We start from the raw sequence: 26118 nt of genomic DNA, 5'->3' as shown, positions 1-26118 counted from the left end.
TTTGATTATTTTGTCTTGGTAGTTTAAAGGGAACCAAATATTGAAGCTCCCATTGAACTGATATTCCGGTAGTGGTTTGTATTTAGCGCTCAAACCCGCATCAAGGAAGGCGGCAGATTTTTAGGCTGTTGGGTTGTGTTAGGTGTCAGGCGTTGTTCAATATCATCAATAAATCGTTCCAGCCAGGCTTGTAGCTCGGCGACATCTACTTCGGCCAGGGGACGTTGTGACCATAGAATGGTTTGTCCATCCAAATCTCCCTGGACATGAGCCGGCCAATGTTGCCCAAAAAGATTGTTGGCATGACTGATTTCGGCCCCTAATTCGCAGAACAACTGTAGCCAGTTGTCGTGATAACAACCAATCAGTACTTGAAAGCGTCCATCAACTTCCAGAGTGTAGATATTATCGTCAGTAGAAGATGCAGGTACGCCAAGTTTAGAGAATAGAGCTTCTATAAGCTGGTGATAGTCGTGTGTCATCGTGTTTTAGGCTCGAAGTTGGAAACGTAGAAATTTTGTCCTAGTCCGATTTCCTTGTTATACATGGATTTAGACCAGAAGTCTTGAGAGAACCAGTTGGAGAATGAGGTTTTGTCCGGGAAGCTGAACTCGCCGAAGTTAGGATCGAAGAAGGTAACACCCTTTTGGTCATCTACATAAGCGGCTACTGTGTGCCCGGCCATTTGTCCTTCAAAACTGATCTTCTTGTAGCCTGAGCCTTTATCACCTGTATCCAGGATGGCGTTTAATAGATCTTTTGTGCCTTTACTGCCAGTTTCTCCGCTTACTTCAAGTGGGCTTCGTGGTTGGATACCGTTCTCACGGAGCCAGGATTCGGTTATTTGGCTTTGCTCGGCATATGGGTCCAGGCCATCCATTTGTAACTGCTTAATGGAAACCAGAGAGTCGATATGAAATTGACCTTTTTGGCCGCCCACATAGAGCTGGTTGAAGACGCTTTCACCCTTGGCATGAGCGCTTATCCAGTGTGCGGAGATGGACTCACAAACCCCGCCGGAGGTGTCTTGATGTTTCATGATTTGGTCCAGAAAGGCGCCTTTGGTCTGAGCGAACTTGAAAGTAACTTCGCCGCCGTGCTTACTGGCAGAATCTCGAACACTCCCTAATTTGGTGCTCACCGCAAAGTGAACGATTCTGTCTTTTATCATGCTGAACGAGAAGCGGCTCTCTTGATTCTTCTTGCCATCGGTGGTCAGTTGACGATCGAGCATGGAGTGGCCCGGTAGATTGCGTTGAATTGTCGCGGAAAGGCGTTCTAGTAATCCTGGTCTGGGTGAAGAGACTTTCAGAGATTTACCCGACAGTTCCCCCTGTGGTTGATTAACGGCTGTGGTATCAAGCTGTTGGGTAGGAAATATTCTTTGGTGATTAATACCTGAGATGGGAGACAATGGTCACTCCTTTAGTAGTTTCTTTTGAGATTATTCCAAGAGATACGCATATGCGCTTGGATATCAGATAGAGTGAATCATAATGTTTTGTTGAAATAGAGAATATTAATAACGGCGGAAGAAATTTTCATTTTCCGTCGAAAACTGGTTATCTCTTTGAAGCGTGATGGCGTCTTCAATTTTGCCATTGGTTATTGATGGCAGACATCAGCGCTTCTAATTGGCTATCCAAACTGGCATCTATGATCCCGACTTCTGTTTCCAAAATACAACCCCCTTGATCGAGACGCTCATCAGCGGTGATCTCTAAGTAGCCGATCTCAGGGAAATCTTTGTGTACCCGTGATATCTGTTCACGAACTGTCGCGGCCTGTTCAGGATTAACGCGTAAAATAACCTGTTTTTGGTTGCTGACTAATGACAAGGCTTCACGAACTATCTGTAAGGTGAGGGAAACTTGGTCATAATTCTTTAGGATTTTACGTACAGCTTGCAAGACTACATTGCTCATCTGTTGTTCCACCTGCCGGTAGTATTGCTGGCATTGCAACTGGGTTTGATGAATCAGATTAGCTTGTTCCGCGCGGGCAGCATCAATACCAGCTTGCCAACCTAACTCTTTTTGTTGCTCATATACCGCCTGTGCGTCACGTTCAATTTCTTGTGCCTGTATCCGGGCGGCATCGAGCAGAGATTGCGCACTCAGACAGGTCTGATAGTCCGCTTTACGCAGTATCTGGAGTTCAGGAGCCAGTTGAAGGTGCTCTGTTGTTATTTTAATAAATGGTAACATTCTGTGTTCACTTGCTTAGCCAATTTAAGACACAATGCTTGTGCCAATGGTCGTTCTGCCTGGCTGACAGGCCAGGCCGCGAGGTTTTCATAAGGTGGAAGCCGTAGGCTCAAGCGTTTAGCGAAATCAATAGAAAGAGGCTCCATTGCTGTTAGCCAGAACTGTAAGGCACTGGTACGAAAATAGTTTACATTGATTGCCGGTGGTAATGAGCGTTGCCAGCCAGTCGGCCAGTTGCCGATAATGATGTCGAAATATTTTAAGCAGAAGCGGTGCCCCTCTTTTCCTAGTGAATCGTGTAAGTGGCGAAGTTCTGTCGCCAGCAGGCAATGGCGGATAGCTTGCCCGTGCAGTAAGGCTCCTAGCCAGGTAAGAAGTTGTTCTAAGCACGATTGTTCTAACAGGGCGAGATTTCCCAACCCGGTTGGTAATTCATAATCCACATTCAGATCAAATTGGGTTAGCAGTAGCCCATTTAGTCTGGGAGAATTTCGCCACTCAGGCAGGGAAGATAAGACTGCAAGCCATTCTGATGGTAGGTGGTCAGAATGAATATAGCTGGCAGGGCAAAATCGAAACTGATAGGGCGTTAATACTGTTGCCATTTATTGCATCCTGCTTCGATGCCACAGGAATTGCGCCAGATTACTGACAAATAATAAAGCTAATAATAGTACCAACAGCCCAATCAGACGCCCCTGTGACTCTTCGGTAACTTGGATAGAGAACAGAGTGGAGTAGCGTGGCGCCAACGGTACCTGACGTACGCCCGCTGCGGGCACTAGTACGACACTGATCCGATCATAACTCAGCCCTTCAATGCTGTTATTAACCAGTTGCTTGATTTGGGGAATGTAAGTGTCGAGTTGCACGTCCGCCGCATGTTTGATAAACACCGAAGAAGAAGCTGGAGATAGCTTTTTACCCAGTTTGTCTTGCTCCTCGGGTAAAACAACATGTACCCGTGCGACCAGCACTCCGTCGATCTCAGAAAGTGTTCGGGCAATCTCCTGTGCTTTGGCGAAGTTAAGTCGCGCCCGCTCTTCTATTGGCGAGGAGATAAGGCCGTCTTTGGGGAAGACATCTTGTAACGAAGAGAAGTTCTCCCGTGGATATCCTTTACGTTTGAGCACTTCAACCGCTTGCGCCACATCAGACTCTTCGACTAACAGTTTGATATTGCCATCTTTGTCTGGCTGTTTATCAGAGGAAATGCCCGCTTCCCTGAGCAAGGCTAACATTTCGTTGCCTTCTTTTTGACTGACGCCGGTGTAGAGTTCGATTTTACAGCCAGTTAGCATCAGGACAGCGAGCATAACGCAGATTATATAGGGTTTCTTCACAGCTCCTCACTGGGCTTTCATTAAGGTTTCAATGTTTTGATTGAGCCGTCCTACCGTTTTGGCGATTAGCTCCTCTTGCAGGGTGATTCGCATCAGAGACCACTGCATTTGCATCAGGCTGTTAGGGTCGCTACCGGGCACGGCTAGTTGCGCTTCCAGCTCCTGTTTGGCCTGAGTGAATTGTTGTCTGAGCTGACCCAATTCACTGATCAGATTGTTTTCAATCCCCTGATCTTGATTGGACATAGCGTGTTCAAAACTCGCAATATTTTCGGCACTGGCCTGAGGTGTGTTGAGTTCATCCAGGCTGGTGATCAGTGTCTCACTTATCTGTGGTAGATCCATTGTTCCTCCAAATTTGAGGTAGGTTGAGTTTGTTTAGGTTGTCTATCCCTGTTTCACTGAGTTGTGGTTGGTCCATTATTCTTCCAAATCGAGTTTGTGTGAGTTTCGTATCAGGTTATCCACCATACCGTTACGGGGGATCAGTGTTTTCAACTCTTGCCGGATAAGGTCACTCAGGTACTCATTGCCCGGAATAGTCCCAATCTTGCCGAGTATCTTGAGAAGCGCCGTCTCCTGTTGTCGGCCTGTGGGGGCGAATTCACGAACAATCGCTCTCAGTTCTGGCATATCCAGCGGCGGATTGACGGGCAATGTCAGGCCGCCAAACTGTGACCATAGCCGCTCTTGTACCGGAGCGATCAGCTTGTCTTCTAACTGAGCACGCTGGGCGGGCTGTTTATCAGATGTTGAAGCCTGATACCACTGCCATGTCACTTGGCGCTGTGTCGCTGGATCAAAATCGCCTAAAACGTTTTCCAGCGATTCTCCCTGTAGCCAGCGTTGTTGGCGCTCTTTCAGCATTTGCTGATCCGGTGTGGTTTCCAGTGCTTGCTCAAAGCTGTGCTGGTGCTTGGAACTGGCCGAAGGCTGTACCGTTGGCTGCGGCACGGTGTTATGGGATGGCCCTTCAATCCTATCCATGAGCTATCTGTTCCCGCATGCCGTCAACAAAGGAGAGCAATTGTGGATCGTCACTGCCAGCCATTCGCGTCAGTCTCTGCTCCAGAGCTGATGCCAGCCCCAGACGCCACTCGCACAACGCTAACCAAGGTTCCAGACTAGGCCAGGGAAGATCCCGACCAAAATCCAGAGCCTGTTGATATTGGCCTTGGTTCGTCAAAGAAGAGAGCCGAATCAGGTTTGCTGCTTCTTGCCCCTCTTCGCTTGACATCAGCCAGTCAGCAATCATATTGGCTTCGTCATGGCAGTGATGGCCGCTTCCAACCAGAGCAATATCTGCCAGTAACCCTTTGAGTGAACGTGTCATGATTAGATCTTCTGTAATATACCCTGCATCAGGTCTTTCATGGACCGGGTGACAGTAGAGTTAATGTTGTAGATTACCGACCATTTGTTGATTTTGTGCTGTAAATCAGCTAGCAAAGCGGGGTTGTCTGGGCCATCCTTGAGGGCTGTAATGGCGTCATTGACATCTGAGTTGGCTGTGTCAGCTTGTTTCTTTAATTGGTCAGCAACCTTATCGAGGGTATTAACTGTTGTTGCGGAAGTAAAAATTTGGGCCATGATGGTCTCCTTCTGTTGTGTTAAGTATTGCGATTGCTGCTTGGATGGCATCAGCCTCCAGTTGCCATTGTTGGTATTCTTGTACCGAACCGCCACGTCTCAGTCGTTGTTGGATATCGTTCAGCGCTTGAGAAAGGCGGTGCTGCATTTCGTTGACATAAGTGGGATCGGCGCCAAACAGTCGTGCCTCCAGGGATGTCATCATAAAACCGGGCTCCTGTTGAGTTTGATAATAAATTGCTGCTCGCCCTTGGTAATAACAATCGCATCTTGGCGGATGGCCTCGATTCTTAAACCGTTTTCTGTTGTTGCTCCGACGGGGTAACGCAGGTTGTTTTTGAGTACCACATAGGGTATACGCCCGAGGGACACTGCCCGGACATCGAAATTTAGCTCATCATTGCGGGTGAGCCGCTTATTATTCAGTAATACCAATGCTGGCCGGTTGCCGAACTCTTGTTTAAATACTTGCTGTAAGCGTTGGAAATTGTGAGCTTGGTGTTCATCCAGTTGACCTGTGAACTCGATACGATCATTTTTATCTTTGTAGGTCAGCGTGTTGGGTAAATCATGTTTAGCTAACAGCATATCTAGCCGCTTGATATGATTACCCGTGAACTTCGTTTGGTTTTCTATGCCTAGTAAGCCCGGAACATCACGTTTGAGCAGTGATTCGATATCGTTCCATTGCTGGCTGGTATCAGTGACTTCGCCCATAAGGCGAACCCAGCCCGGTTGTTTGCCATTGTAGCTTTGAAGCTGGGCATAGCCTAGTTTTTGTAAAATGAAATCCACCCCTTGACGCAATTCTTCCATAGTGCGTAATTCCAGCCGATAACTGAGAGAGTGAGTATCAAGATACTGTTGCAGCGCCAGTCGTTGTTGATTGAGGTTTACATAACCTTTGAGCAATAGCGGCTCGTTATTGGGCATCATTTGTACACTTACATGACGATAGGCTGAATCGCCATTGAGAAAACGGCGCAGCTCTTGCTCGGCCATACCGTTGGACATGCTGCTTCTTTGCCATCCTTCATGTCCAAGCAGCATCAAGAGACCAAGTGCCAGTACCAAACACAGTATCAACATTCCACCAGCTACCCGGCTGCGATTTTGGCGGACAGGATGCTGGCGTGGTGTGACCGCCGGTTCTGCGAGTTGGTTTGGGAATGTATGTTGTTGGTCACAAAAAGCCCACAATAACGGACCTGCCTCCTGACGGGCTAACGCTTGCAATGTCGCTCCCGGTGATAGCGGTTCGCCATTCTGACTTGGCGCGGTTTCACCGGCCCATTCCAACAGGCGAATTGAGTCCGGTTCGACTTCTAAGATCAGGTGCGCTGGGGCAACATCTTCATCCACCAGAACGATATCTGCCTGTAGGGGGTCTGAGCCGATGGCTAAACGCCCCTCAGCTAAATTGACCTCAATACTTTTATTCAGTCCGCGGTAAAAGCGAATTTTCCAACTCATCTGTTCGCCTTATTTTGCACACGAACACACCAGGTTTCTTTCAGTGAACATTGTTGCTCAATGACTCGCCATCCGTAAGTTTTACCCATTCGGCATGAGTCTAAAAATGAGCTTTTACCTGCTTGCCGTAGTGTTTCTTGTACTTGACGGGCCGAGGATAGTGGCTGGCATTGCGCACTCCCCAGAGCTTTACTCAACGATAAGCTATGATTAGAGATATCTTGTGTTGCCAGTAATCCAGGACGCAGATCTTGCCCGTTGCCAAGAGCCAGATAATGGGCTATCCCACTATCAATCAGACGTGGTTCAATAATGAATAGCCGTACTGATCGCCGAACTTGCTCACTGGTATTGCGAAACAAGACGCCCAAATAGGGGATATCGCCTAAAAATGGCACCTTACGTGTTATTTGACTCATTTCGTCGCGATAGATGCCGCCGATCAGCAGACTTTGCCCATGTCCAACTCTGGCAACGGTATCGACAACGGTTCGGCTGATAGTCGGGATACCATCCCGACCTGAACTATTAGGTTTCTGGTTACCATCCTCAATATGCAGATCTAAACTGATTTCGGGAGAATCTCCTACTTGGATGACTCTGGGGATCATGCGTAGCATAGTGCCATAGGTCAGGCTTTTAAGTTCCGCAACCCGTTCGCCATTCACTTTCACGTAGTAGGTTTCATTGTTGTCAATGACCGCTTGCGTATTCTCCTGCGTTAAAAGCGTTGGGCGGGAAATCACCTGAGCGCTTCCTTTACTCTCTAGTAAGGTTATTTTGGCGAGCAAGTAATCCAGACCACGGCGATCAACCAGACTACCTAATGCGGCTGAACCAATGCTTTCACCTTTTTCCTTGCCCTCCTTTTTTTCCCCAGCGGAGGTTGTGATATCAATAATATGACGAGGCCCGGTGTTGATGCCGACTTGCCAGTCAACTCCCAATTCTGAAAGGTTGTTTGCGTCGATGTCGACAATGGAAAGGGCGACTTCAATCCGGGCGGAAGGTTTGTCCAATACGTTGATCAAGTGGGCATACATGGGCATCCTTTCCGGGTTATCCCGTACAATGATGGCATTGAGGGAGGGTTCTGCCTGTACAACCGCACGGCTTGAGTAGCTTCCTCCCGTAGAAGAAGACGCTTCACCAGTAACAGTGGTCACATTGGTATCACTGAGCAAACGAGAGAGAATGGTAGCTACGCCAGGTGCTTCAATGCTGGTATCACGATATTGAATCTTGCGATCGACTACTGAGGCGTATTTAAGCGGGAAAATTTCCACTGTTAAGGCACCGGTTTTTTCGCTACGCAGCAATGATTGCTGTTCCAGCGCAGATGCGGTTTGATCAACCAGTTCGAGATAACGGGGAGGGCCTGATATGTAAACCAGTTGATTGCCTGGATCAGGACGCCAGCCAAAGCGTGGTTCCCAAATACCTGAACGTTTTAGGGCCTGCTGTAGTTCCGTTGCGTTGGTTTGTTCAAGCTTAAGCAGGCGCGATTGTATTTCGCTGTTTTTGAATACATACAGCACGCTCCCGTCGTAATACCAGACCAGATTATAGAGAGAGGATAAATGTTGCAGGAATTCCTGAGGAGTGTTCTGCTCAAAATGGCCGTTAACTTGATCGGTCACTTTGTCACTGACAACCACTGAGGCTTCATAGTTAGCGCCGAAATCAACCAGTACATCCCGCAAGCTTTCTCCTTTTGCCAAATAGCTATAAGGCGTAGGAAACCAATCCAGATCTTGGCTATAAGCAGAGGGAATCATCACGCCGCTGATGCTCAACGACAACAGTAGGGAACGGCATAACCGTTGGAACTGTTTCATGGTTGCCATATTACCTGTTTCCATTGGGGGGAGGATTGGGTTTCTGACAATAAAGCCATAACTTGTTCCAGTAGATCGACGTGCATGGTTAGCATCTGTTCCAGTATTTGAGCATCCAAACTATCAAGGTCAAGGCGTGCCTCCAGAATAAGATTCTCTGATTCATCCAAGGTCAGTGCGTGGGGAGCATGGCGTCCCCAACGTGTGACCTGCTGCAATAGTGTTTTCAGTAACTCTGCGCCTGACGGATCTTTTGGGTTATGGCGCCAGCTTAACGGGCTGGATAACACAAGTTCAGTTCCCTGTTGGCGAAGGAACAGGTTGTAGTTATCAATGTGCAAATGGTAATGCCCTTGTCTATCGGAAACGAAAGGCTTCTGGCCCAAGCGACTGGCCAAATGATTGAGTAGAGTTTGCATGTTTCCTCTAATAATTAGGTCGTCGTCGATTGCCAATAAAAACTGTCCTGTGGCAGACACAGAACACGGGCACAAAGCCATTTTTGTAAGTGAATGGCCGACTCGTTGTCATGCTCTAAAGCGGTTAACCACGTCCAACAGGATGACAGTGCTTCGGGAACTGGTGTAAAAGCGGTCAGGTCGCCGCCAGCTTGGAGTGCATCCAGCCCAGTAAACCAGTTGGGCCATGCTTCGCGAGCTTGGGTTTCCGTTGTCAACAGCAATTTTTCTAATAGTTGTTTGCGTTGGTTAAGCGCTGTTTGCAAAGATATAACCTCTTGATGATGTTGTTTACGGCATTGAGATGGGACACTTTCCACCTGCTGCCAAAAATGCGCTTTAGCCCGCAATTGCCGTTCTTGGATCTGTAACTGCTCAAATTCAGTGAACCAGAAATCTATCTCTGGCTCCAACAAACGGAGCCACCAGTCAAATAGCGGCTGTAATACCCAGTGCTGTAAAAGATGCCTGTCAGCCAGGTTTATGCGGTCGCCCAATACCTTATTCCAGTCACATTCCGGTTCTGCCGCCGCTCTGATGAGCTGTTGTAGATCATCACGCCGCAAAGCTTGTCCACAATTTAACCGTCTACGAAACCAGACGGACTTCATCAAGCTTTCCAGCAGATGTCTGGGTAGCAAGCGTTGTAATAAAATAAACTGTTGGCTATTAATAATGTCGCTATTTTGATACTGAATAGCCGATGATTTTCCGAGTAACTGATCCCGGCGTGGAATTCCCGACTGCATGACAGAGATCTTGCGGCCGAGAAACATGCTGGTTCGAGTCTGATTATGGTCTTGCTGGCTCATGCTATGCTCATCTTGCTGCTAGTCACTCTTGTCGATTAAATTAGGAATGGCCTTATTTTATCTGTCAGGCCAATGGTTAACTTGTAAAAAACGTCAGATTATTTTAGCCAATCGTTACTCTTTGCCATACCTGGCCCGACTGGGGGTGCAATCAAAGCGTCTTCGATAGCTTTGAGTAAAGTAAGATTGGCTGGAGAATCCAGCTTCCATTGAGATATCAACAATACTCATCTCACTGTTGAGTAGTAGTTGGTGTGCATAAAGAATGCGGCGTTCACTGATCCAGGCGCGTGGTGATATTCCGTATACCGAACGGAACAACTCTTTGAAGGTGGTTAATCCCATACCAAATTCTTTAGCGAACTCACTGAGTTTCCACTCCTTAAGGTAGTGGTTTTCCATAAAACTCTGCAAACGTTCCACTTGGCGGTTGCTCAATTGTCGTAATACTGACATGAGCAAAGTGCCTTGTTCTCCAAATGCTAATAGCAATAACAACTCTTCTGTTCTGAGTTGACCCAACGCTGTGGGGTAATCATGAGCCAGTAAATCGACCAGCCCATTTATACTTTGAGATAACAGAGGCGATGAGGTAAATGCAATTAATTCGGGTGTTGGCATATTGTGCCGCTCGACCTCACTGAGCAGAGTGCCAAAACGTTGCAAAAAACCGTGGAGAAAAGCGGTGCTCAGAGGCAACCAGAGTAGCTTACAGGTATCACTACGCGTTTTTGCTGCATAACTGCCACGACGAACAAAAAGCAGTTCGTTGTGGGAGATATCGTAGGTATTGGTACTGTCCTGCCATGTCATTTCACCTTCGAGTAGGATATATATCCCTTCCTGAGGATGTTCTATAACGTTAAAGGCAGGCATGCTACGTTGGAATAGCGAGATATCCATTCCCTTCCCTGATGTTGTGATGCCGTTCATTCTATTGTCCTGGATCTGTTGGTGTATGTCTTAAAAATACAAATCACATTATTATTATTAATAGATATTTTCTTCGTTTTCGCTGCCTGAAATAGACAGAAAGAATAGTTTATGTATTTAACCTGATGGTTAACTATAGCACCTTTTAATTAAAATGATTTTTGCTAGTGGGCCTATTTATGTTCTTTGGCCCGAATACCGAATTATTCTCACGTTTTATAAACGAAGAGTAAAAAGCGATCAAATTTTTATACGATAACCATTGCCGATAGATTTCGCACTTTTAATCATAAACTGGGCCTTTTTTCCTGACTGATATTGATAGTTATCTCCTTTTATTCAGACAATGTATTAATGGTTTAGAATACGTTAATAATTGTAATGACTAGAGTAATATTAACGGATTAACAGGTATAGAAGTCAGCGCAAAGTGAAACCCAAATGGCTATATGTAATATAAATTACTTAATAATAAATTCAATCTGGTTTCAACGATTTGATCAATCGATAAAAAGGTAAAATCAACCGAACTGAATTGGATTGTTTATGATAATATTGTTTAAGAAATGTTGGTTTATTAGCAGTAATTTTTATTTATATTAAATTTGTTGTTATTATGTAATTTAATCGTAATAATTGAGAAACGAATCTGCATTATATTTCGTTTATATTGAGCATTGGCGAGGTGTCTTGAATGTCAATGCTCAGTCATATATGTAGTTTCGCTTTCAAAAAACGCTATTTGGGAATAGGTTACGGCTCAGGAGCACGATCCTGCCACTGTTCTAGCCAGCGTAAAACTTCTGCGGTAGCTTGGATAAGATCGGCAGGAATATAGTGGTCGATTAGGCCATCCTGATAAAGCGCCCGGGCCAGAGGAATACGTTGTAACACCGGAATACCTTCCTCTTCGGCAATACGTCGAACTTGTAGGGCCTGAGCATCGGTGAACTTGAGCGTGATAAGGGGTAATGGTGTTTCCCCTTTCTTGTAACGGATACCCACTGCAATGTGAGTTGGGTTGGCGACGATCACTGATGAGTTCTTGACGCTAGCACGCATATTGCTCGACTGTAATTCTTGATGAAATTGACGTCGCTTACTTTTGATCTCTGGGCTGCCTTCACTCTCTTTGTATTCCCGTTTGATCTCGTCTTTGCTCATTCTAAGCTGCTTAATATGTTGGTAGTGTTCGAAAGCATAATCAGCGATAGAGATCACGATAAATCCAATGCCACACACGGTCATTAACTGGGTTAACATCATTCCCAGTACAGGGGTGATGCATTTTTCCCCACACTCTGGTAGGTAGAGTAACGCCTGTAGGTTGCCAGCCAAAGTCACCCAAACCAAGGTACAGAGCAGCCCCACTTTAAGTATTGATTTGATGAATTCCACCAGACTCTTGATAGAGAAGATTCTTTTAGCGCCTTCAACAGGATTGATCTTTTTAATATCAGGTTTGATGGAATGTCCACTCAGTAGAAAACCGTATTGGGCGAAGTGTGAAGCCAGCGATAGCAAAGCGGAAACGCTCAGAATTGGCAAGCAGAGGTAGACCAGCTCCTGCATCAAGTTTTCAACCACATGGTTTAAGGCTTGGGGAAAGGGTTTATCTAGCAGATTAGCCGGGATTAGCATCAGTTTACTCAGATGCTCCAAATAGTATTCAGACATGACCATCATCATGCCGATTAGCCCCAAGATTAAGGAGGTAGAGACGACTTCGTTACTCTTGGTTACTTGGCCTTTCTTCCGGGCATCTCTGAGTTTCTTGGGGGTAGGCTTTTCAGTCTTTTCTCCACTCATGGCGCCTCCAGAATAGGGATTAACATGCGTACCGGGGAGAGAATTAACAGCACCTTATCATAGGCGTGATGCATCAATAACTGGATATAGATAACCAGTAGCAGGCTGGCAATTGCGCTTTTGATTGGCATTGCCAACACGAAAACGTTAAGAGAAGGAGCGAAGCGGCTAATCAGTGCTAACCCGAACTCAGCCAGAAACATGGCAATTAACAAAGGGGCGGCCATCAGGGCGCAGAGTTGCAGCAAATAACTAAACTGGCCGTAGAAAAAATGGAGCCATTGGTTGGTAATTTGGGGGAAGAACTGCGTTACCGGCCAACTGTTATAGCTCTGAAAGAGAGCGCCAAGTAGGCTAAGAAAAGCGCCGCCGGAGAAAAAGAGTGTGATTAGCGTTTGAGTTAATAACAGACCTGTGGGTGAGGTTTGACTTCCCAAGGAAGGGTTAAGCACTGACGCCATTGTTGCTCCCCGTTGGTTATCTATAATAAAACCGGTGGCTTCCATCGCCCAAAATGGAATAGAAGCGATAAAGCCAATGAGCAAACCAAGCAGGACTTCTTTACCGAGTAACAGCGTCAACTCCAGGCTACCTAATGTGGGCAGTGGGTTACCGGCTACAGTTGGGTAAGCATAGAGGGCCAGTGAACAAGCCACGCCGTTGCGGATTAACCCACCACCTAGCATCTGTTTGCTGAGCACAGGGAATATCACAAAGCAGCTCATGATGCGCGGTAATAGCAGGGTATAAGCCAGCATTTGCTGCTGGAGCTCTGGTAGGGTCATTTGATCAGCGGCACCTTAAGAAAGGTCATGTTGGCAAAGCTATAGAGTTCGTTGCCAAGCCATGTAGCTGTCGCGAACAAGGTGATAACGACCGCGATTAATTTAATAACAAAACCCAATGTTTGTTCTTGTATTTGGGTGAGTGCTTGGATTAGCGAGACTAATGTTCCCACTGCCGCAGCCATGAGTACCGGAGGCAGGGAAAGGATTAACACTAACCAGAGCGATTGGCTGGTGAAATGCAAAATATCAGCATTACTCATATTCAATCTCCGTAACTGATAACAAGGCCGTGTGTCAGGCGTGTCCAGCCATCAAGCAGGACAAATAACAGTAACTTGAAAGGAAGAGAGATAGTCATTGGAGAAACCATCATCATTCCCATTGCGAGCAGAATGTTAGAAATAATGAGATCGATTGCAATAAACGGCAGATAAAGCAGAAACCCGATTTCAAAAGCTCGGGTTAATTCACTGACTGTAAAGGAGGGTAACAGTATCAACAAGCTGTCTGGTTCTAGCCGATCTGCATACTGGCTTGGCCAAATTTGTCGGGTACTGTCGATAAAAAAAGTACGTTCACTGGGCTTAATATGCTGTTTAAGAAAGTTTCGGTAAGGCGTCAGACCCTCTTCCACAAATTTCTCTACTGATTGTGCGTTGCTGAATGAAACTTCATTTTGACGCAGGTAATCTTGAGTGGCGAAACCCACCGGAGCCATCACATAGATAGTGAGGATAATGGCTAATCCATACATTGCCATGTTAGGTGGGATCTGCTGTACGCCCAACGCGTTACGCAGTAAGGAAAATACCACGGCCAGTTTGAGAAAAGAGGTCGCCATCACCGCAATAAAGGGAAGCAGAGCCAGCAAAGCCAGACCGATGATGAGATCCAATTCGTTTGGTAACTGGATCATGATTGTTTCTCCACGGAGAGATGTTCGATTCTTACTCCCAGACGCCCCTCAATATCGACCAATCGCCCTGAACCCAGGCATTTCTGATTGACAAGAATACGTACTACACCATCTGAGGGAACGCCAAGATCGAGTAATGAACCGGGTTGCAGGCTGGTGAGTGTTTGTAGATCCAAGGTCTGACGACCCACTTCGAAACTGACATGAACCTCTAGGTCGTTTAAGTCCGTTACTGGCAGAGTGTCGTCAGAATTGTCAGAGGAGGGGGTGTGCATAGTGATTAACTCCAGTTTATGGTCATGGGATTTAAAGTAGGCCCAAGGGCGTCCTTCCAGATACGCTAATAAAGGGGCGTCTGGTTGTTGCTGTGGGGGCAGTAGCAGCATATCCCCTGATTCCAGGGTGCGAAACGCATCTAAAGTCAGGGTTATTGCCCCCCATTGCAGAGAAAGTCGTAATGGAATGGACAGGCGCTCGCCAGGTTGACGTTCTGGCAATATAGCAATTAAAGGGGATGGCTCTGGTAACCAGAGCGGCAATGTGGCCCCCGGCCGTTCAAGGCGTAATTGTAAACAAGCTGACAAAGGGCGTTTCGACGTGGTATGCAGTGCTGACCATGACAGAGTGGGTAGCACTTTGCTCTGATATTCCAGCAGTGCCAGCAGCAGATCTTGAGGGAGCGAGGTGAGATCCGCTTGTTGTAGATCAGGAGCGAGCCACAATGCTAGCTCGGCTGCATGGCAGTAAAAGGAAAAAGTTTGTCCCTGCCAATGGGCGATCAATACCCTGTCCAACGTTTGGGGAGGGGGGGCCACATCCAGCGAGAGATGGCTATTATCCCAACTAAATTGTTGCTGGTGGCGACTCAGGGTCTGATGCAGCGTTAATTCTTCTAATGAAACTTTGGATAGGGTTAGGTCATTCATGCATCTTTTTTCCATTCTTCATATACGCTGCGACGTTGACGTGATCCGTGTTCACTATCCGTTTGAGGCGGAAGAGAGAGTTCGACAGTTTGTGTTGGGTAAAGAAGTTGTAAACGTTCAATCAATTCAAAGCGTGCCTGTTTCAGGAGTTGTTGAGCTGCGGGATTCGCCAAAATCTCTATTTGAAGTTTGCCATGCTCATTAGTGAGTTGGATCTCAAGCGCCCCCAGACTAGGAAGTGTCAAATGTAATGTGGCCGGACGCGATTGCTGGGTGAGTTCGATACTGATCTCCACACTCAGTTTGTCGATCAATGCTTCCAAAAGGGGAGATATGGTTGAAGTTGCTTGCATTGCGGCGAGGATACGTTCCCCCGGCAGGAGTTGTGTTTGTGGCAAGAGAGGTGTTTGTCCATCTGATCCGCCGGAGTGAGAGGATTGAGAGTCAGACTTTTTTGGTTTTGATGCCAACAAATGGTAGGTCTCGATTTCATCCAACGCTTTTTTTTCCGTGATGTTGCTTTCGTTGGTATAGCGAGCAGGTATAGGTAAAGTCGGATCTGTTTGTTGGTGAGGAGTAGCACCGCGTTGTGTGTCTGGCTGAGATGGAGATTGGCCAGGCGCTGTCTGCATCACTGCATGATATGCCAGTTCATCGTTTGCGTCTTGCTGTACAGGCGTCATTGTTGCGTCAGGGTGGCCAGTCACAGTGATATCAACCGGTTTCAGGCCAGAATCAGACAAGACGTTCAGGTTTGGCTGATGCGTTGGGATTCCAGGTGCTGACAGAGACTCTTGTATCTCGCTAGCGATCTCACTAAGGCGATGAACAGAGGTCGATAAATTTTTTTTCTGATTTTGAGGTGGCGCAGGCATGTCATGGACTGTCAATGGTAAGGCTTGCTTGCGCGGATCATCAATTACCGGTTGGGGAGAATCGAATAGTGGAAGCTCCTCATCTGAGTCATGTGTAGCATGCCGATCCGCTGTTTTACTATTTGTTGTGTTAGTTAACGTTGTTGTATTAGTTAACGTTGTTGTGTTAGTTAACGGTTGTTCCGTCCGCCGTGTGGCTGACTGGCGCGTGTTGGCGGCATGAGAGGTGATAGCTTGCTCGAAACGGCGTTGCAAATCTGCGTCTGCTTTTGCGGGAGACGACGTTGGGAGGGAGGAGACATCTTTGCCGATAGCTGTCAGTGGGTTCATACTCTTCTGTTTTACACTCTTTCTTGGCGATGGAACTCTTCTTGTTCCAGCTCTTCCTGGTATTCACCTTGGGCACGGATCGCCTCCTGCTGCTGACGACCCAATTCATTAAATTTTTCTTGCTGCTGGCGTGCGTGGTGCAGTACACGCTGACACTCTTGTAATTGACGGAGTTCCAGCTCCACTTTTTCTTTCATTTCAGCCGCTTGCTTTTCCAATTGCGCTTCATTTTCGCGCAACAAGGCAACTTGTTGTTGCCAGCGTTCAAGACCTTTACGGTCAATAGGTTTGCCCTGACACAGTGCAAAAAGCCGCTGTTCCTCTTCTATTCGCCATTGACCGTAATCTTGCAGGGTTTGCAAAGCCTGTTGATGGTTTTGACGGGCTGTTTGTAGTTTCATTTGTTGCAGAGAAAAATGTTTTTCAGCGCGTTCGACTCGTAAGGCTTTTATGCGTTGTAAACGGCTAATCATTATCTTGTTATCTGCTGTAATAGCGCTAAAGTTTGCGGTAAATCACTTGGCTCATGAGTGCCTTGGCGTAACCAGCTACGTATTGCGTCAATACGCGCAATGGCATTGTCAGCAACGAGATCTTGCCCCTTTTGATACTCTCCAATCTGCAACAAAAGCTCCACTTCTTCATATTTAGCTAACCAGTTGCGTAACAGGCCAGCTTGAGCCTGATGTTCAGGAGTAATAATTTGATTCATTACCCTGCTGGCGGAACGTAGCACATCGATAGCGGGATAGTGGTTAGCCGCAGCCAGCTTACGTGACAAAATAATGTGACCATCAAGGATAGATCGAGTCTCATCTGCTACGGGTTCTGTCATGTCATCGCCTTCCACCAATACGGTATAGAGGGCGGTAATCGAACCTTTGTCGGATTGACCCGCGCGTTCCATTAATCGTGGCAAAGCCGCGAACACTGACGGAGGATAACCACGCCGGGTTGGTGGTTCACCGGCAGCTAAACCTATTTCTCGTTGCGCTCGGGCGAAACGGGTCACAGAATCCATCAATAGCAGTACACGTTTGCCTTGATCACGAAAATATTCAGCGATTGACGTAGCGACAAACCCTGCTTTAGCTCGCTCCATTGCCGGGCGATCTGAGGTCGCGACCACCAACACTGAACGTTTTAGTCCCTCTTCACCAAGATCCGATTCGATGAATTCCCGTACTTCACGGCCACGTTCACCAATGAGCGCCAGCACGGTAACATCAACTTCGGCGCTACGAATCAACGTAGATAGCAATGTACTTTTTCCGCCGCCCGCCGCGGCAAAAATCCCCATACGTTGACCTTCACCGCATGTGAGTAAGCCATCAATAGCGCGTACACCGAGTGAAAGCGGGTGTTCAATCCGTTTACGGCTCATAGGAGCCGGGGCATCTCGATAAACGGGATACCAGGCTTGTGGTTCCGGCAATTGGCCGCCGGCAAACGGATTACCTAGCCCATCAAGGACTTGTCCTAACAGGTAATCACCCACACCAACTTGGTGCATGGCTCCGGTTGGACTGACTTCAGTATTTGAAGAGATGCCAAACATTTCACCAAGTGGCGTCAACAGCGCTTGATGTTGTTGGAATCCAATCACCTCCGCCAAAAGCGACAGCGTGTTGTCAGGATTGCGTAAGTGACAAAGTTCACCTATCCGTACACCAGGAATGACGGCTTTAAGTAGTGTACCCGTGACCTGTGTAACCCTGCCGCGAATCTGAATTAGCCGGCATTCATTAATGGCGTGGCGCATTTGGCCGGGAATATGGTCAAGGGAAAGCTTCATGATCGTTTATATAACCTCTGCTGCAAATACTATAAAGAAGGGAGAGGGGGAGGGATTGCAACCTGAGTCGGGAGTTTTTAGAAAATGGTTGGAGTTTGCCTGGACGTTCCCTGCTTTATCGGTGAGATTTCCTGATCTTATTCACGGCGTATTGTTCATGCTTGATGCGCTTTACACCAGACCAATGGGACTCTGCCTTGGGTTACGACGGATTTTGCTAAAAATTCACGACTGATTTTGGCATAGGCGCTGGGACGGTATCTTTATAATTTGTTCATTATTAACTCTGATATGACAAGGTAGGCTATGGATATTATCCAGAATCATCTTCATTCGATAACTTTATCAGAACCGGGTACCGGGGTTACCGCACAACAGGAGCAGGCTAAGGTTGGTCAGTTTCAGGGAGAGAAAGTCGTGTTGGTATCGGCATCCCAATCTTTTGCTGATGCGGCTGAAGAGCTGACCTTTGCATTTTCGGAGCGCAAAGATATGCCGCTCTCCAAGCGTAAAGTTAGCGATGGGCATGCCAGGGTACGAGAAATTGAGGCGCTGGTGGGCGAATATTTGCAGAAGGTGCCGGATTTGGAGCGTCAACAAAAGGTCAAGGCATTGATCTCTCACTTAAATAGCGCTCAACTGACTAATATTGCTCAGTTACAGGCTTATCTGGAAAGTTTCTCTGGCGAGGTGAGTGAGCAATTTTATGCGCTGAGTCAGGCCCGTGACGCGCTGGCTGGCAGGCCGGAGGCACATGCCATATTGACATTGATTGATCAGGAGTTGTCACGTTTAGCGCAAGAGCAAGGGATTGCTATCGAGTTGGGAGCCCGCATTACGCCTGATGCCACGACAGCGGCGAGAAATGGGGTTGGCAACTTGCAAGCGTTGCGCAACATCTATCGTGATGCAGTGATGGATTATCAAGGGCTGTCGGCTGCCTGGCGAGATATTCAAGCCAATTTCAAGAGTAGTTCCCTGATGGAAGTAACCGGATTCATCATGAAAGCGCTGAGCGCTGATTTGGACAGCCAACAGCGACAACTCGATCCGATTAAGCTGGAACGTGTAATGAGTGACATGCATAAACTCCGTTTGCTTAACAGCTTATCGGTTCAGGTTGAGCAGTTATGGAAAAGCGTGATAGAGGGGGAGAGTCATGGCATACGGGCCTTCTGACCTTATGGGGGATGTCGTTTCTCTGGTTGAGAAACGTTGGGCCAACGTGCGGGATATTGAAATGCTCGGTCATGCTTTGGGATTGCAAGATAGCCAAACTCAAATTCATTTCTATCGGGAGTTGAAGCGATTGATTCGCTTGATTCCGGTGGAAGTGTTCAGTGATGAAGAACAGCGTCAAAATTTGCTTAATGCTTGTCAACTGGCGCTGGATACAGCGATTGAGAGAGAAGAAGACGAATTGTGGTCGGGAGAGGGAGCGTCATGAACTGGATAGAGCCACAGTTGCTCCAGTTTTGTCAGGATTTGGGTATGGAGATGTCTGATGTTTCTAGTCCCTTGATTCAAATCGATTTTGAGTATTCTGGTACGTTACAAATTGAGCGCTATGGTGGCGCATTAACACTTTGGCTGGCCCGCGAAATTCCTTGGCATCAGGGAAAAGAGGTCATGATTAAGGCGATGTTACTCACTTTCAGTGGTCAGGGGCCAGAACTGCCCTTGCGTTGTGGCTGGTTGGGGGAAGATCGCCTGTTATTATTTGTGACACTGGATGAACGAGATATAACCTTGCCTTTGCTGCATCAGGCATTTCGCTCTTTATTAAGAGTACAGCGAGAGGTGCTCGCTTCGTGAGCAAAATCGCTGCCGCCCATATAGGAATTGAACAACTAACGGCGATCAGTCGGGAAGAGATAGGGGTTAGTTTACCTGATCGCTACGCGTTATTGCCTGATGGTCAATCCGTTGAGACTCACTCTGCACGTCTTTATCCCGCTAACAAGGCTGATCAGGCTTTGTTGGCTTTTGCTTGCCCGCAAGATGGGTTTCACTCTCTGTTGCGCCCACATGATTTCCGTCAGGCTGTGAGTGGTCTGCGTACAATTTTGCAACAAGATGATGACGTCAGGGTACAGCATGCTGTCTCCCTGTTGGAAAAAATGAATCAAGATGAACAGTTGTTGCAGATGGCTCTGCACCTGTTGCACAAGGTATGACCATGACTCTCAGTGCTAAACAGCAGAGCGCCCTGTTGCTGCTCGGCTGGCTACAACTTCAATACGGTCATCCTGACCGAGCGCGTATTTTATTGGATGCATTGCTGGCTTTGCATCCAGAACATCAGGAAGGGCGTCGCGCCTTGGTGGTTTCATTACTTAAACTGCAAGAGGGGAGCGCGGCAAAAGAACATTGTTCTCTCTTACAAGAACAAGGCGAACAAAGCGCTGCCCTCTGGCTTTGTGTTAGCCGCGCCTGTCAACAGGAGGGGAACCTGGAAGAAGCGCGCAGTGCTTATCAACGTTATCTCGCTCAAGGGGCGCTATTATGAGCCGTGGGTTTGCGTTATTGCGTCTGATTGGCGAGCGTAAAGACATCATGTTGGCGATATTGTTGCTAGCTGTGGTCTTCATGATGGTGTTGCCGCTTCCGCCTATCCTGCTTGACATTTTGATCGCTATTAATATGACCATCTCTGTTGTGCTCATGATGATGGCGGTCTATATCAATTCCCCCTTACAGTTTTCCGCTTTTCCTGCGGTCTTACTGGTGACAACGCTATTTCGTCTGGCGCTTTCAGTCAGTACCACCCGGATGATTCTCCTACAAGCCGATGCCGGTAAGATAGTCTATACCTTCGGTAATTTCGTTGTCGGCGGCAACCTGATTGTCGGGATAGTGATCTTTCTGATCATCACCATTGTACAATTTATCGTCATAACCAAAGGTTCGGAACGCGTAGCTGAGGTGAGCGCCCGTTTTTCCCTTGATGCCATGCCCGGTAAACAGATGAGTATCGACGGAGATATGCGTGCCGGCGTTATTGACGTCAATGAAGCCAGAGAGAGGCGCAGCATTATCGAAAAAGAGAGCCAGATGTTTGGTTCGATGGATGGTGCGATGAAATTTGTTAAGGGTGATGCGATTGCAAGTCTCCTTATCATCTTTGTCAACATTTTGGGTGGGATAACCATAGGAGTCACCCAGAAAGGGATGTCGGCGGCTGATGCATTGCAGCTCTACGCTATTTTGACCGTTGGTGATGGTATGGTCTCTCAGGTTCCGGCGCTATTGATCGCTATCACCGCGGGTATCATTGTTACCCGGGTTTCGTCGGAAGACGCCTCGGATCTGGGTAATGAGATCGGCGAGCAGGTTGTTGCCCAACCAAAGGCGCTGCTGATTGGCGGTGTTTTATTGGTGCTATTTGGCCTTATTCCCGGATTCCCTACATTAACCTTCTTAACGCTTGCACTGGTAGTGGCAGGTGGCGGTTATTTGCTGTTCCAACGCCAGCGACAAGCCAGCGCCAGCCAGGAAACGGATCTTCCTAGCCTATTAGCCCAAGGAGCAGGCGCCCCGGCAGCCAAACCTAAGCCCAAAAGCGGTAGTAAGGCCAAAGCTGGCAAGCTGAGTGAGAAAGAGGAATTTGCGATGACGGTTCCTTTGCTTATTGATGTGGATGCGGGATTACAGGCTGAACTGGAAGCTATTTCACTGAATGATGAATTAATACGGGTACGACGCGCCCTCTATTTGGATTTAGGGGTACCATTTCCGGGTATCCACTTACGCTTTAATGAGGGAATGAAGGAAGGGGAATACCTGATCCAGCTACAAGAAGTGCCTGTTGCCCGTGGTCGGCTTCGTTCATCACATTTGCTGGTGCAGGAACCGGTCAGTCAGTTGGAATTGCTGGCTATTCCTTATGAAGAGGGGGAACCGCTATTACCTAATCAGCCTACTCTGTGGGTAGCCGAAGCACATCAGGAACGTTTGGCGAAGTCCGGGCTGGCGGTTTTATCCATGTCTCAGGTGATCACTTGGCATTTATCACATGTGTTGCGGGAGTACGCCGAAGATTTTATTGGCGTGCAGGAAACCCGTTATCTTCTGGAACAGATGGAGGGTAGCTATGGTGAATTGGTCAAGGAGGCCATGCGCATCATTCCATTGCAGCGGATGACTGAGATATTGCAACGGTTGGTCGGTGAGGATATCTCCATTCGTAATACACGTGCGATTCTTGAAGCTATGGTGGTGTGGGGGCAGAAGGAGAAAGATGTAGTGCAATTAACGGAATATATTCGCAGTAGTCTCAAGCGTTACATTTGTTACAAGTATGCTAATGGTAACAATATCCTGCCCGCCTATCTATTAGATCAACAGGTAGAGGAGCAGATCCGGAGTGGTATTCGTCAAACGAGCGCAGGTAGTTATCTGGCGCTGGACCCAGCGGTGACGCAAAGTTTCCTTGAACAGATGAAGAAAACAGTGGGCGATTTAACACAAATGCAGAATAAGCCAGTGTTAATCGTATCAATGGATATTCGTCGCTATGTCCGTAAGTTAATTGAAGGTGATCACCACGGCTTACCGGTACTCTCGTATCAAGAGTTGACTCAACAGATCAATATCCAACCTCTTGGCAGGGTGTGCCTATGAACCATGATCCACTTACACCTTGGTTTGAGGAGCGGGGTTATTCGGTTCACCCTCACTATATGGGAAGTAGCGCGATCCCTCTTGGTTGGCGTGTGTGGTATGAAGATTGTGAAATTGCCTGGCGCTATGATGCGCCGCGAGTTTGGATCATCATGTTACGTCGCACCCGGCAGCGCCGGGGGCTTGCTAATCCATTTGCGCCTCTTTATCTGTTAGCGACAGCAACGATGGCAGTGCTTGGGCCGGGTAGCCGACTTTATGGTCAAGTAAATACTTTGGTTGATTCTCCCCTTAATGATGAACGTTTGGCCCGCTTTTATCACCGCTGGACAGGCGCAAGTGAAATCGAGCCTGGCTGGTTCGAGTTAGAAGCTAGTTGTGTTATCTCGCTACATCAAATGAGAAAACAACAAAAAAAAGTCCAACTTTGACAGGAAGAATCAATATCTCTCTTTATTATAGGAGTCGCTGATGCAAGAGAAACCTAACGCCAAAGTACTGCAAGCTGCTGAGGCGGCCATTAAGGACAGTGATCACAGACTGCAACTATTGCAGGAGATGTGGCAGTCTCTTGGCATCAACCCAAGTGTGGGTACAGAACTGTTTGGTCATGCTGACGTTACTTTGGCTCAGAATGCTGAGCAAGAGTTGCTGACAGAAGTTAATCGCTTACGAAGCAACCAACCTCCTTCTTTGGAAGAGGGAAAGCGTCTCCGTCGCCCACCTCGTATGCGTGGCATTATTGTATAAGGAGTTTGAAGGTGGAAATTAGGCCATATCAAAATGACCCACAGCTTTTTTTGAAAGATCTGAACGGGGTTTCGCTAGAGCAATTACAAGGTTCTGGATCTTCTGAACTCAATGAATTGGTTGAGCTTATTCTTAATAAAAAGATCAAGATTGAAGCAAAGTATGATCCGAATAGGGATAAAGAGGTATTTAGCGATCAGGTTATTACTCAGGATGGTAGGGACGATAAAGGACTCTTGAAAAAACTGATTGCCTATTTTCTGCCAGCGAACGCTATTGTCGAAAATGGTCATTTCGATAGCCAAATAAAGAATGGTATCAAGAATCTTAAATCCTTCTTGAATAGCCCGACATTAAAAACTGATTGGACATTAAGGGATTTTCTGGCTGCGGTTCATTTTAATTTAACGCCGGATCGTCTTGATGATGATGTAATCGATATATTCGTTTCTGTTATGTCAGGTCATGATAAAAAACGGGAGGATTTGCGCAAGGAATTAGGTGCATTGACCGCAGAGTTAAAGATTTACAGTGTTATTCAATCGGAGATTAATGCGAAATTATCCGCAGGGAAAGACAAACAGAAACTTGATATTAGTGATATATCTTTTGATTTACGGGACCATAAGAAATATGGCTTTAGCGATGAGACTGCTTTTAAAGATAGTGCTGAATATGCTCTGTTAAAAAAGATGTTCCCTAAATTAGAAGAAAGAGTTTCTATTAAGAAATTCTTAGAAAGCCCCAACAAGCAAAGTGGCGCTATGACGGGTCTGGAGAACTCTTACGAATATGACAAGGATAATAATAAGTTAGCCAATTTCTCTACTTCGGTTAATGATCGTGTAAATCCACTAAACAATACTGTCCAGGAAAAAACAACACGCTTAAATGAGGCGAGTTCCCGTTATAACGCGGCTATCGAGGCGTTAAACCGTTTTATTCAAAAGTATGACAGCATCATGCGCAATATTCTCGGCGCAATTTAAGGAATGATTATGGAGCATCAAGAAACATCAACGACTTCTGACCAATATGCACAAGAACTGGAATCTTTTCTTCATGATGGCGGCACCTTTGCCATGTTGAAAGATATTTCTAGTGATACGTTGGAGCAACTTTACTCATTAGCGTTCAACCAGTATCAGTCAGGCAAATGGCAGGATGCACATAAGATATTCCAGGCTTTGTGTATGTTGGATCACTATGATTCCCGGTTCTTCCTTGGATTGGGCGCGTGCCGTCAGGCTATGGGGCAATTGGAACAGGCAATTCAAAGCTATAGCTACGGAGCGATGCTTGATATTAATGAGCCCCGTTTTCCATTTCATGCTGCCGAATGTCTCCTGCAATTAGGAGAACTTGATGGGGCCGAGAGTGGCTTCTACTCGGCTCAACAACTTGCGGCAGCTTTGCCGGAACAGGCCGCTTTGGCTGCCAGTTCCAGTGCAATGTTAGAAGCTATCACAATAAAAAGGACTCAGGAAAATGGTTCAAGTCAGTGAATCTAAAGTTCTTCAACCGAGGGTCGACAGTTTTCAAGTTGATGAAATCCTCGCAACTATACCCCCTAAAAGCGAGCAGCATGTTACGCCTAGCCAGGCAAGTGACTTGTCTACTGATGTAGCTAAGTCACGAAGGGTATCATTGCCAGCGCCATTGGCTGTGAGTAATACCCGCCTTGGGCGAGAAGAAATGGCTAAGCTCGAATCGATTATGCAAGAGGCTAAGCAGGCTACAGGGCTGATAAAGGCACTGACAGCAAAGCTGACAGAAACTTCGCGGTTGGCTTCTCTATTACTATCTTCATCTGAGGCAATAGAGATTGAATTGGGCAAATTGACCAGCGAGCTTGATCGTAATCAGACAAATCTCAAAATCCAAGATATCCAGCGAGCACGTCAGCAAAGCTTGCAGAAAATGGATGAGAACCAGCAGAAGATTAAAGAAGCTGAAAATTCTGCTAAAGAGGCGCAAAAATCTGGATTATTTTCCAAGATCTTTGGTTGGATCAGTGCGATTGCTTCAATTGTGGTCGGAGCAATTATGGTGGCCACCGGTGTTGGCGCGATAGCTGGCGCGATGCTAATTGCCGGAGGAGTAGTGGGAGCAGTATCTCAGGGACTACAACAGGCGGCTCAAGATGGTTTAATCAGCAAGGAAACCATGAAATGGTTGGGTCCAGCAATGATGGCGATTGAGATTATAGTGTCTTTGGCGGCGCTGGCAGTCAGTTTTGGTGGCTCGGCAGCTGGGATTATAGCCAAAATGGGATCTAAGATTGGCGGTAAAGCGGCTGAGATGGCAGCTAAGGCTGCGGAGTTTTCTGCTAAAGCTGCCAGTATGGCCGCGAATACCACGGCTCGGAGCGTGAAATTGGCTGTACAGGTAAGTGACATGACAGTGGATTTTGCTAATGGCGCCGCTCAAACTGTCAATACAGCCTTCCAGAGTAAAGCGGCTGACCGACAAGCTGACGTACAGCTTTCACGTAGTGAATTGACTGCGTTTCAGGCTGTTATGGACAGGCTTAAAGAGGAGTTGTCCCAAATGGTAGAGTCTTTCCAACATGTGATGGAAATGATTTTCCAGATGCTCAATGCCAGGGGAGACATGATAAATAACCTTGCCAGCCGACCACAGGAAATTTAG

Annotated in this window: 35 protein-coding genes; 12 read left to right on the top strand and 23 right to left on the bottom strand. The window is 47.0% G+C overall.

Going from position 1 to position 26118, the window contains the following annotated elements:
- Positions 1 to 89 precede the first annotated feature (89 nt).
- The 23 genes from EAE93_RS10555 to sctN all read right to left on the bottom strand — a co-directional run bounded on the left by EAE93_RS10555 (position 90) and on the right by sctN (position 18093).
- Positions 90 to 482, bottom strand: a complete 393-nt coding sequence (locus EAE93_RS10555) for a CesT family type III secretion system chaperone (protein ID WP_036809011.1) — start codon at positions 480 to 482, stop codon at positions 90 to 92.
- Complete coding sequence (locus EAE93_RS10550) at positions 479 to 1414, bottom strand: YopT-type cysteine protease domain-containing protein (RefSeq protein ID WP_040150106.1); 936 nt, start codon at positions 1412 to 1414, stop codon at positions 479 to 481. The genes EAE93_RS10555 and EAE93_RS10550 overlap by 4 nt, the downstream gene beginning before the upstream one ends.
- 175 nt (positions 1415 to 1589) lie before the next feature.
- Complete coding sequence (locus EAE93_RS10545; RefSeq protein ID WP_040150108.1) at positions 1590 to 2207, bottom strand: HrpE/YscL family type III secretion apparatus protein; 618 nt, start codon at positions 2205 to 2207, stop codon at positions 1590 to 1592.
- Positions 2186 to 2812, bottom strand: coding sequence for a Yop proteins translocation protein K (locus tag EAE93_RS10540; RefSeq protein WP_214039628.1), 627 nt, complete (start codon positions 2810 to 2812; stop codon positions 2186 to 2188). Before EAE93_RS10540 ends, EAE93_RS10545 begins: the two co-directional genes overlap by 22 nt.
- Positions 2813 to 3550 carry a type III secretion system inner membrane ring lipoprotein SctJ gene (gene sctJ / locus EAE93_RS10535; RefSeq protein ID WP_272946430.1) on the bottom strand — a complete coding sequence of 246 codons (738 nt, stop codon included), beginning with the start codon at positions 3548 to 3550 and terminating at the stop codon, positions 2813 to 2815.
- A 6-nt stretch (positions 3551 to 3556) separates the two neighbouring features.
- Complete coding sequence (sctI, locus tag EAE93_RS10530) at positions 3557 to 3895, bottom strand: type III secretion system inner rod subunit SctI (protein ID WP_036809025.1); 339 nt, start codon at positions 3893 to 3895, stop codon at positions 3557 to 3559.
- Positions 3896 to 3970: 75 nt separating this feature from the next.
- A complete protein-coding gene (locus EAE93_RS10525; protein ID WP_214039627.1) occupies positions 3971 to 4537 on the bottom strand; it encodes a YopR family T3SS polymerization control protein in 567 nt (188 codons plus the stop codon).
- Positions 4530 to 4883 carry a YscG family type III secretion system chaperone gene (locus tag EAE93_RS10520; RefSeq protein WP_082301027.1) on the bottom strand — a complete coding sequence of 118 codons (354 nt, stop codon included), beginning with the start codon at positions 4881 to 4883 and terminating at the stop codon, positions 4530 to 4532. Before EAE93_RS10520 ends, EAE93_RS10525 begins: the two co-directional genes overlap by 8 nt.
- A gap of 2 nt (positions 4884 to 4885) precedes the next feature.
- On the bottom strand, positions 4886 to 5140 hold the full coding sequence (sctF, locus tag EAE93_RS10515; protein ID WP_040150114.1) for a type III secretion system needle filament subunit SctF: 255 nt from the start codon (positions 5138 to 5140) through the stop codon (positions 4886 to 4888).
- Positions 5106 to 5345 (bottom strand): EscE/YscE/SsaE family type III secretion system needle protein co-chaperone, encoded by a 240-nt coding sequence (locus tag EAE93_RS10510; protein WP_040150116.1) that lies wholly within the window; start codon positions 5343 to 5345, stop codon positions 5106 to 5108. The genes sctF and EAE93_RS10510 overlap by 35 nt, the downstream gene beginning before the upstream one ends.
- Positions 5342 to 6613 carry a type III secretion system inner membrane ring subunit SctD gene (gene sctD, locus EAE93_RS10505; RefSeq protein ID WP_040150117.1) on the bottom strand — a complete coding sequence of 424 codons (1272 nt, stop codon included), beginning with the start codon at positions 6611 to 6613 and terminating at the stop codon, positions 5342 to 5344. The genes EAE93_RS10510 and sctD overlap by 4 nt, the downstream gene beginning before the upstream one ends.
- Positions 6610 to 8460 carry a type III secretion system outer membrane ring subunit SctC gene (gene sctC, locus EAE93_RS10500; protein ID WP_110085810.1) on the bottom strand — a complete coding sequence of 617 codons (1851 nt, stop codon included), beginning with the start codon at positions 8458 to 8460 and terminating at the stop codon, positions 6610 to 6612. Before sctC ends, sctD begins: the two co-directional genes overlap by 4 nt.
- On the bottom strand, positions 8448 to 8870 hold the full coding sequence (locus tag EAE93_RS10495) for a YscB family type III secretion system chaperone (protein WP_036775278.1): 423 nt from the start codon (positions 8868 to 8870) through the stop codon (positions 8448 to 8450). Before EAE93_RS10495 ends, sctC begins: the two co-directional genes overlap by 13 nt.
- A 14-nt stretch (positions 8871 to 8884) precedes the next feature.
- Positions 8885 to 9721, bottom strand: coding sequence for a T3SS regulon anti-activator ExsD domain-containing protein (locus tag EAE93_RS10490; protein WP_040150124.1), 837 nt, complete (start codon positions 9719 to 9721; stop codon positions 8885 to 8887).
- Positions 9722 to 9835: 114 nt separating this feature from the next.
- Complete coding sequence (locus EAE93_RS10485; RefSeq protein ID WP_040150126.1) at positions 9836 to 10654, bottom strand: helix-turn-helix transcriptional regulator; 819 nt, start codon at positions 10652 to 10654, stop codon at positions 9836 to 9838.
- A gap of 753 nt (positions 10655 to 11407) precedes the next feature.
- On the bottom strand, positions 11408 to 12463 hold the full coding sequence (sctU, locus tag EAE93_RS10480) for a type III secretion system export apparatus subunit SctU (protein ID WP_036775284.1): 1056 nt from the start codon (positions 12461 to 12463) through the stop codon (positions 11408 to 11410).
- Positions 12460 to 13248, bottom strand: a complete 789-nt coding sequence (gene sctT, locus EAE93_RS10475) for a type III secretion system export apparatus subunit SctT (protein ID WP_036775287.1) — start codon at positions 13246 to 13248, stop codon at positions 12460 to 12462. Before sctT ends, sctU begins: the two co-directional genes overlap by 4 nt.
- On the bottom strand, positions 13245 to 13511 hold the full coding sequence (gene sctS / locus EAE93_RS10470) for a type III secretion system export apparatus subunit SctS (protein WP_036775290.1): 267 nt from the start codon (positions 13509 to 13511) through the stop codon (positions 13245 to 13247). Before sctS ends, sctT begins: the two co-directional genes overlap by 4 nt.
- A 2-nt stretch (positions 13512 to 13513) precedes the next feature.
- Entirely contained in the window at positions 13514 to 14167 is a 654-nt protein-coding gene (gene sctR / locus EAE93_RS10465) for a type III secretion system export apparatus subunit SctR (RefSeq protein ID WP_036775291.1), read from the bottom strand.
- Positions 14164 to 15093, bottom strand: a complete 930-nt coding sequence (gene sctQ, locus EAE93_RS10460; protein WP_214039626.1) for a type III secretion system cytoplasmic ring protein SctQ — start codon at positions 15091 to 15093, stop codon at positions 14164 to 14166. The genes sctR and sctQ overlap by 4 nt, the downstream gene beginning before the upstream one ends.
- Positions 15090 to 16298 (bottom strand): type III secretion system needle length determinant, encoded by a 1209-nt coding sequence (locus EAE93_RS10455; RefSeq protein ID WP_214039625.1) that lies wholly within the window; start codon positions 16296 to 16298, stop codon positions 15090 to 15092. Before EAE93_RS10455 ends, sctQ begins: the two co-directional genes overlap by 4 nt.
- Before the next feature lie 11 nt (positions 16299 to 16309).
- Positions 16310 to 16771 (bottom strand): type III secretion protein, encoded by a 462-nt coding sequence (locus EAE93_RS10450; protein WP_036775296.1) that lies wholly within the window; start codon positions 16769 to 16771, stop codon positions 16310 to 16312.
- A complete protein-coding gene (gene sctN, locus EAE93_RS10445; protein ID WP_036809056.1) occupies positions 16771 to 18093 on the bottom strand; it encodes a type III secretion system ATPase SctN in 1323 nt (440 codons plus the stop codon). The genes EAE93_RS10450 and sctN overlap by 1 nt, the downstream gene beginning before the upstream one ends.
- Here sctN and EAE93_RS10440 point away from each other — a divergent pair.
- The 12 genes from EAE93_RS10440 (at position 18092) to sctE (ending at position 26118) form a co-directional block, all read left to right on the top strand.
- Positions 18092 to 18328 (top strand): hypothetical protein, encoded by a 237-nt coding sequence (locus EAE93_RS10440; protein ID WP_036775300.1) that lies wholly within the window; start codon positions 18092 to 18094, stop codon positions 18326 to 18328. The two genes, sctN and EAE93_RS10440, sit on opposite strands and share 2 nt — an antisense overlap.
- Before the next feature lie 71 nt (positions 18329 to 18399).
- Positions 18400 to 19272, top strand: coding sequence for a type III secretion system gatekeeper subunit SctW (gene sctW, locus EAE93_RS10435; RefSeq protein WP_036775302.1), 873 nt, complete (start codon positions 18400 to 18402; stop codon positions 19270 to 19272).
- The gene (locus EAE93_RS10430) at positions 19253 to 19540 is read left to right on the top strand and encodes a TyeA family type III secretion system gatekeeper subunit (protein ID WP_036775304.1); all 288 of its coding nucleotides are present in this window, start codon (positions 19253 to 19255) and stop codon (positions 19538 to 19540) included. The genes sctW and EAE93_RS10430 overlap by 20 nt, the downstream gene beginning before the upstream one ends.
- Positions 19537 to 19908 (top strand): type III secretion chaperone SycN, encoded by a 372-nt coding sequence (sycN, locus tag EAE93_RS10425; protein ID WP_040150129.1) that lies wholly within the window; start codon positions 19537 to 19539, stop codon positions 19906 to 19908. Before EAE93_RS10430 ends, sycN begins: the two co-directional genes overlap by 4 nt.
- Positions 19905 to 20270, top strand: a complete 366-nt coding sequence (gene sctX / locus EAE93_RS10420; RefSeq protein ID WP_036775307.1) for a YscX family type III secretion system protein SctX — start codon at positions 19905 to 19907, stop codon at positions 20268 to 20270. Before sycN ends, sctX begins: the two co-directional genes overlap by 4 nt.
- 2 nt (positions 20271 to 20272) lie before the next feature.
- Positions 20273 to 20602: a type III secretion apparatus assembly chaperone SctY gene (sctY, locus tag EAE93_RS10415; protein WP_214039624.1), complete on the top strand. Its 330-nt coding sequence runs from the start codon at positions 20273 to 20275 to the stop codon at positions 20600 to 20602.
- On the top strand, positions 20599 to 22716 hold the full coding sequence (gene sctV / locus EAE93_RS10410; protein WP_214039623.1) for a type III secretion system export apparatus subunit SctV: 2118 nt from the start codon (positions 20599 to 20601) through the stop codon (positions 22714 to 22716). The genes sctY and sctV overlap by 4 nt, the downstream gene beginning before the upstream one ends.
- Positions 22713 to 23147 (top strand): LcrR family type III secretion system chaperone, encoded by a 435-nt coding sequence (locus EAE93_RS10405; RefSeq protein ID WP_214039622.1) that lies wholly within the window; start codon positions 22713 to 22715, stop codon positions 23145 to 23147. Before sctV ends, EAE93_RS10405 begins: the two co-directional genes overlap by 4 nt.
- A gap of 40 nt (positions 23148 to 23187) precedes the next feature.
- The gene (locus EAE93_RS10400; protein ID WP_036809079.1) at positions 23188 to 23466 is read left to right on the top strand and encodes an LcrG family type III secretion system chaperone; all 279 of its coding nucleotides are present in this window, start codon (positions 23188 to 23190) and stop codon (positions 23464 to 23466) included.
- A gap of 11 nt (positions 23467 to 23477) precedes the next feature.
- The gene (locus EAE93_RS10395) at positions 23478 to 24455 is read left to right on the top strand and encodes a virulence-associated V antigen (protein WP_214039621.1); all 978 of its coding nucleotides are present in this window, start codon (positions 23478 to 23480) and stop codon (positions 24453 to 24455) included.
- 9 nt (positions 24456 to 24464) lie between these two features.
- Entirely contained in the window at positions 24465 to 24971 is a 507-nt protein-coding gene (locus EAE93_RS10390) for a SycD/LcrH family type III secretion system chaperone (RefSeq protein ID WP_214039620.1), read from the top strand.
- The gene (gene sctE, locus EAE93_RS10385) at positions 24955 to 26118 is read left to right on the top strand and encodes a type III secretion system translocon subunit SseC family protein (protein ID WP_214039619.1); all 1164 of its coding nucleotides are present in this window, start codon (positions 24955 to 24957) and stop codon (positions 26116 to 26118) included. Before EAE93_RS10390 ends, sctE begins: the two co-directional genes overlap by 17 nt.

This window comes from Photorhabdus akhurstii (assembly GCF_018448925.1).
Classification (GTDB): Bacteria; Pseudomonadota; Gammaproteobacteria; order Enterobacterales; family Enterobacteriaceae; genus Photorhabdus; species Photorhabdus akhurstii.
This window is presented reverse-complemented; position numbering and strand designations above follow the sequence as displayed.

What these genes read in the sequence shown, in the direction of transcription:
- EAE93_RS10555 (WP_036809011.1), bottom strand. Translation starts at nt 482, where the DNA reads ATGACACACGACTATCACCAGCTTATAGAAGCTCTATTCTCTAAACTT.
- EAE93_RS10545 (WP_040150108.1), bottom strand. Translation starts at nt 2,207, where the DNA reads ATGTTACCATTTATTAAAATAACAACAGAGCACCTTCAACTGGCTCCT.
- EAE93_RS10540 (WP_214039628.1), bottom strand. Translation starts at nt 2,812, where the DNA reads ATGGCAACAGTATTAACGCCCTATCAGTTTCGATTTTGCCCTGCCAGC.
- sctI (WP_036809025.1), bottom strand. Translation starts at nt 3,895, where the DNA reads ATGGATCTACCACAGATAAGTGAGACACTGATCACCAGCCTGGATGAA.
- EAE93_RS10525 (WP_214039627.1), bottom strand. Translation starts at nt 4,537, where the DNA reads ATGGATAGGATTGAAGGGCCATCCCATAACACCGTGCCGCAGCCAACG.
- EAE93_RS10520 (WP_082301027.1), bottom strand. Translation starts at nt 4,883, where the DNA reads ATGACACGTTCACTCAAAGGGTTACTGGCAGATATTGCTCTGGTTGGA.
- sctF (WP_040150114.1), bottom strand. Translation starts at nt 5,140, where the DNA reads ATGGCCCAAATTTTTACTTCCGCAACAACAGTTAATACCCTCGATAAG.
- EAE93_RS10510 (WP_040150116.1), bottom strand. Translation starts at nt 5,345, where the DNA reads ATGATGACATCCCTGGAGGCACGACTGTTTGGCGCCGATCCCACTTAT.
- sctD (WP_040150117.1), bottom strand. Translation starts at nt 6,613, where the DNA reads ATGAGTTGGAAAATTCGCTTTTACCGCGGACTGAATAAAAGTATTGAG.
- sctC (WP_110085810.1), bottom strand. Translation starts at nt 8,460, where the DNA reads ATGGCAACCATGAAACAGTTCCAACGGTTATGCCGTTCCCTACTGTTG.
- EAE93_RS10495 (WP_036775278.1), bottom strand. Translation starts at nt 8,870, where the DNA reads ATGCAAACTCTACTCAATCATTTGGCCAGTCGCTTGGGCCAGAAGCCT.
- EAE93_RS10490 (WP_040150124.1), bottom strand. Translation starts at nt 9,721, where the DNA reads ATGAGCCAGCAAGACCATAATCAGACTCGAACCAGCATGTTTCTCGGC.
- EAE93_RS10485 (WP_040150126.1), bottom strand. Translation starts at nt 10,654, where the DNA reads ATGAACGGCATCACAACATCAGGGAAGGGAATGGATATCTCGCTATTC.
- sctU (WP_036775284.1), bottom strand. Translation starts at nt 12,463, where the DNA reads ATGAGTGGAGAAAAGACTGAAAAGCCTACCCCCAAGAAACTCAGAGAT.
- sctT (WP_036775287.1), bottom strand. Translation starts at nt 13,248, where the DNA reads ATGACCCTACCAGAGCTCCAGCAGCAAATGCTGGCTTATACCCTGCTA.
- sctS (WP_036775290.1), bottom strand. Translation starts at nt 13,511, where the DNA reads ATGAGTAATGCTGATATTTTGCATTTCACCAGCCAATCGCTCTGGTTA.
- sctR (WP_036775291.1), bottom strand. Translation starts at nt 14,167, where the DNA reads ATGATCCAGTTACCAAACGAATTGGATCTCATCATCGGTCTGGCTTTG.
- sctQ (WP_214039626.1), bottom strand. Translation starts at nt 15,093, where the DNA reads ATGAATGACCTAACCCTATCCAAAGTTTCATTAGAAGAATTAACGCTG.
- EAE93_RS10455 (WP_214039625.1), bottom strand. Translation starts at nt 16,298, where the DNA reads ATGAACCCACTGACAGCTATCGGCAAAGATGTCTCCTCCCTCCCAACG.
- EAE93_RS10450 (WP_036775296.1), bottom strand. Translation starts at nt 16,771, where the DNA reads ATGATTAGCCGTTTACAACGCATAAAAGCCTTACGAGTCGAACGCGCT.
- EAE93_RS10440 (WP_036775300.1), top strand. Translation starts at nt 18,092, where the DNA reads ATGATCGTTTATATAACCTCTGCTGCAAATACTATAAAGAAGGGAGAG.
- sctN (WP_036809056.1), bottom strand. Translation starts at nt 18,093, where the DNA reads ATGAAGCTTTCCCTTGACCATATTCCCGGCCAAATGCGCCACGCCATT.
- sctW (WP_036775302.1), top strand. Translation starts at nt 18,400, where the DNA reads ATGGATATTATCCAGAATCATCTTCATTCGATAACTTTATCAGAACCG.
- EAE93_RS10430 (WP_036775304.1), top strand. Translation starts at nt 19,253, where the DNA reads ATGGCATACGGGCCTTCTGACCTTATGGGGGATGTCGTTTCTCTGGTT.
- sycN (WP_040150129.1), top strand. Translation starts at nt 19,537, where the DNA reads ATGAACTGGATAGAGCCACAGTTGCTCCAGTTTTGTCAGGATTTGGGT.
- sctY (WP_214039624.1), top strand. Translation starts at nt 20,273, where the DNA reads ATGACTCTCAGTGCTAAACAGCAGAGCGCCCTGTTGCTGCTCGGCTGG.
- sctV (WP_214039623.1), top strand. Translation starts at nt 20,599, where the DNA reads ATGAGCCGTGGGTTTGCGTTATTGCGTCTGATTGGCGAGCGTAAAGAC.
- EAE93_RS10405 (WP_214039622.1), top strand. Translation starts at nt 22,713, where the DNA reads ATGAACCATGATCCACTTACACCTTGGTTTGAGGAGCGGGGTTATTCG.
- EAE93_RS10400 (WP_036809079.1), top strand. Translation starts at nt 23,188, where the DNA reads ATGCAAGAGAAACCTAACGCCAAAGTACTGCAAGCTGCTGAGGCGGCC.
- EAE93_RS10390 (WP_214039620.1), top strand. Translation starts at nt 24,465, where the DNA reads ATGGAGCATCAAGAAACATCAACGACTTCTGACCAATATGCACAAGAA.
- sctE (WP_214039619.1), top strand. Translation starts at nt 24,955, where the DNA reads ATGGTTCAAGTCAGTGAATCTAAAGTTCTTCAACCGAGGGTCGACAGT.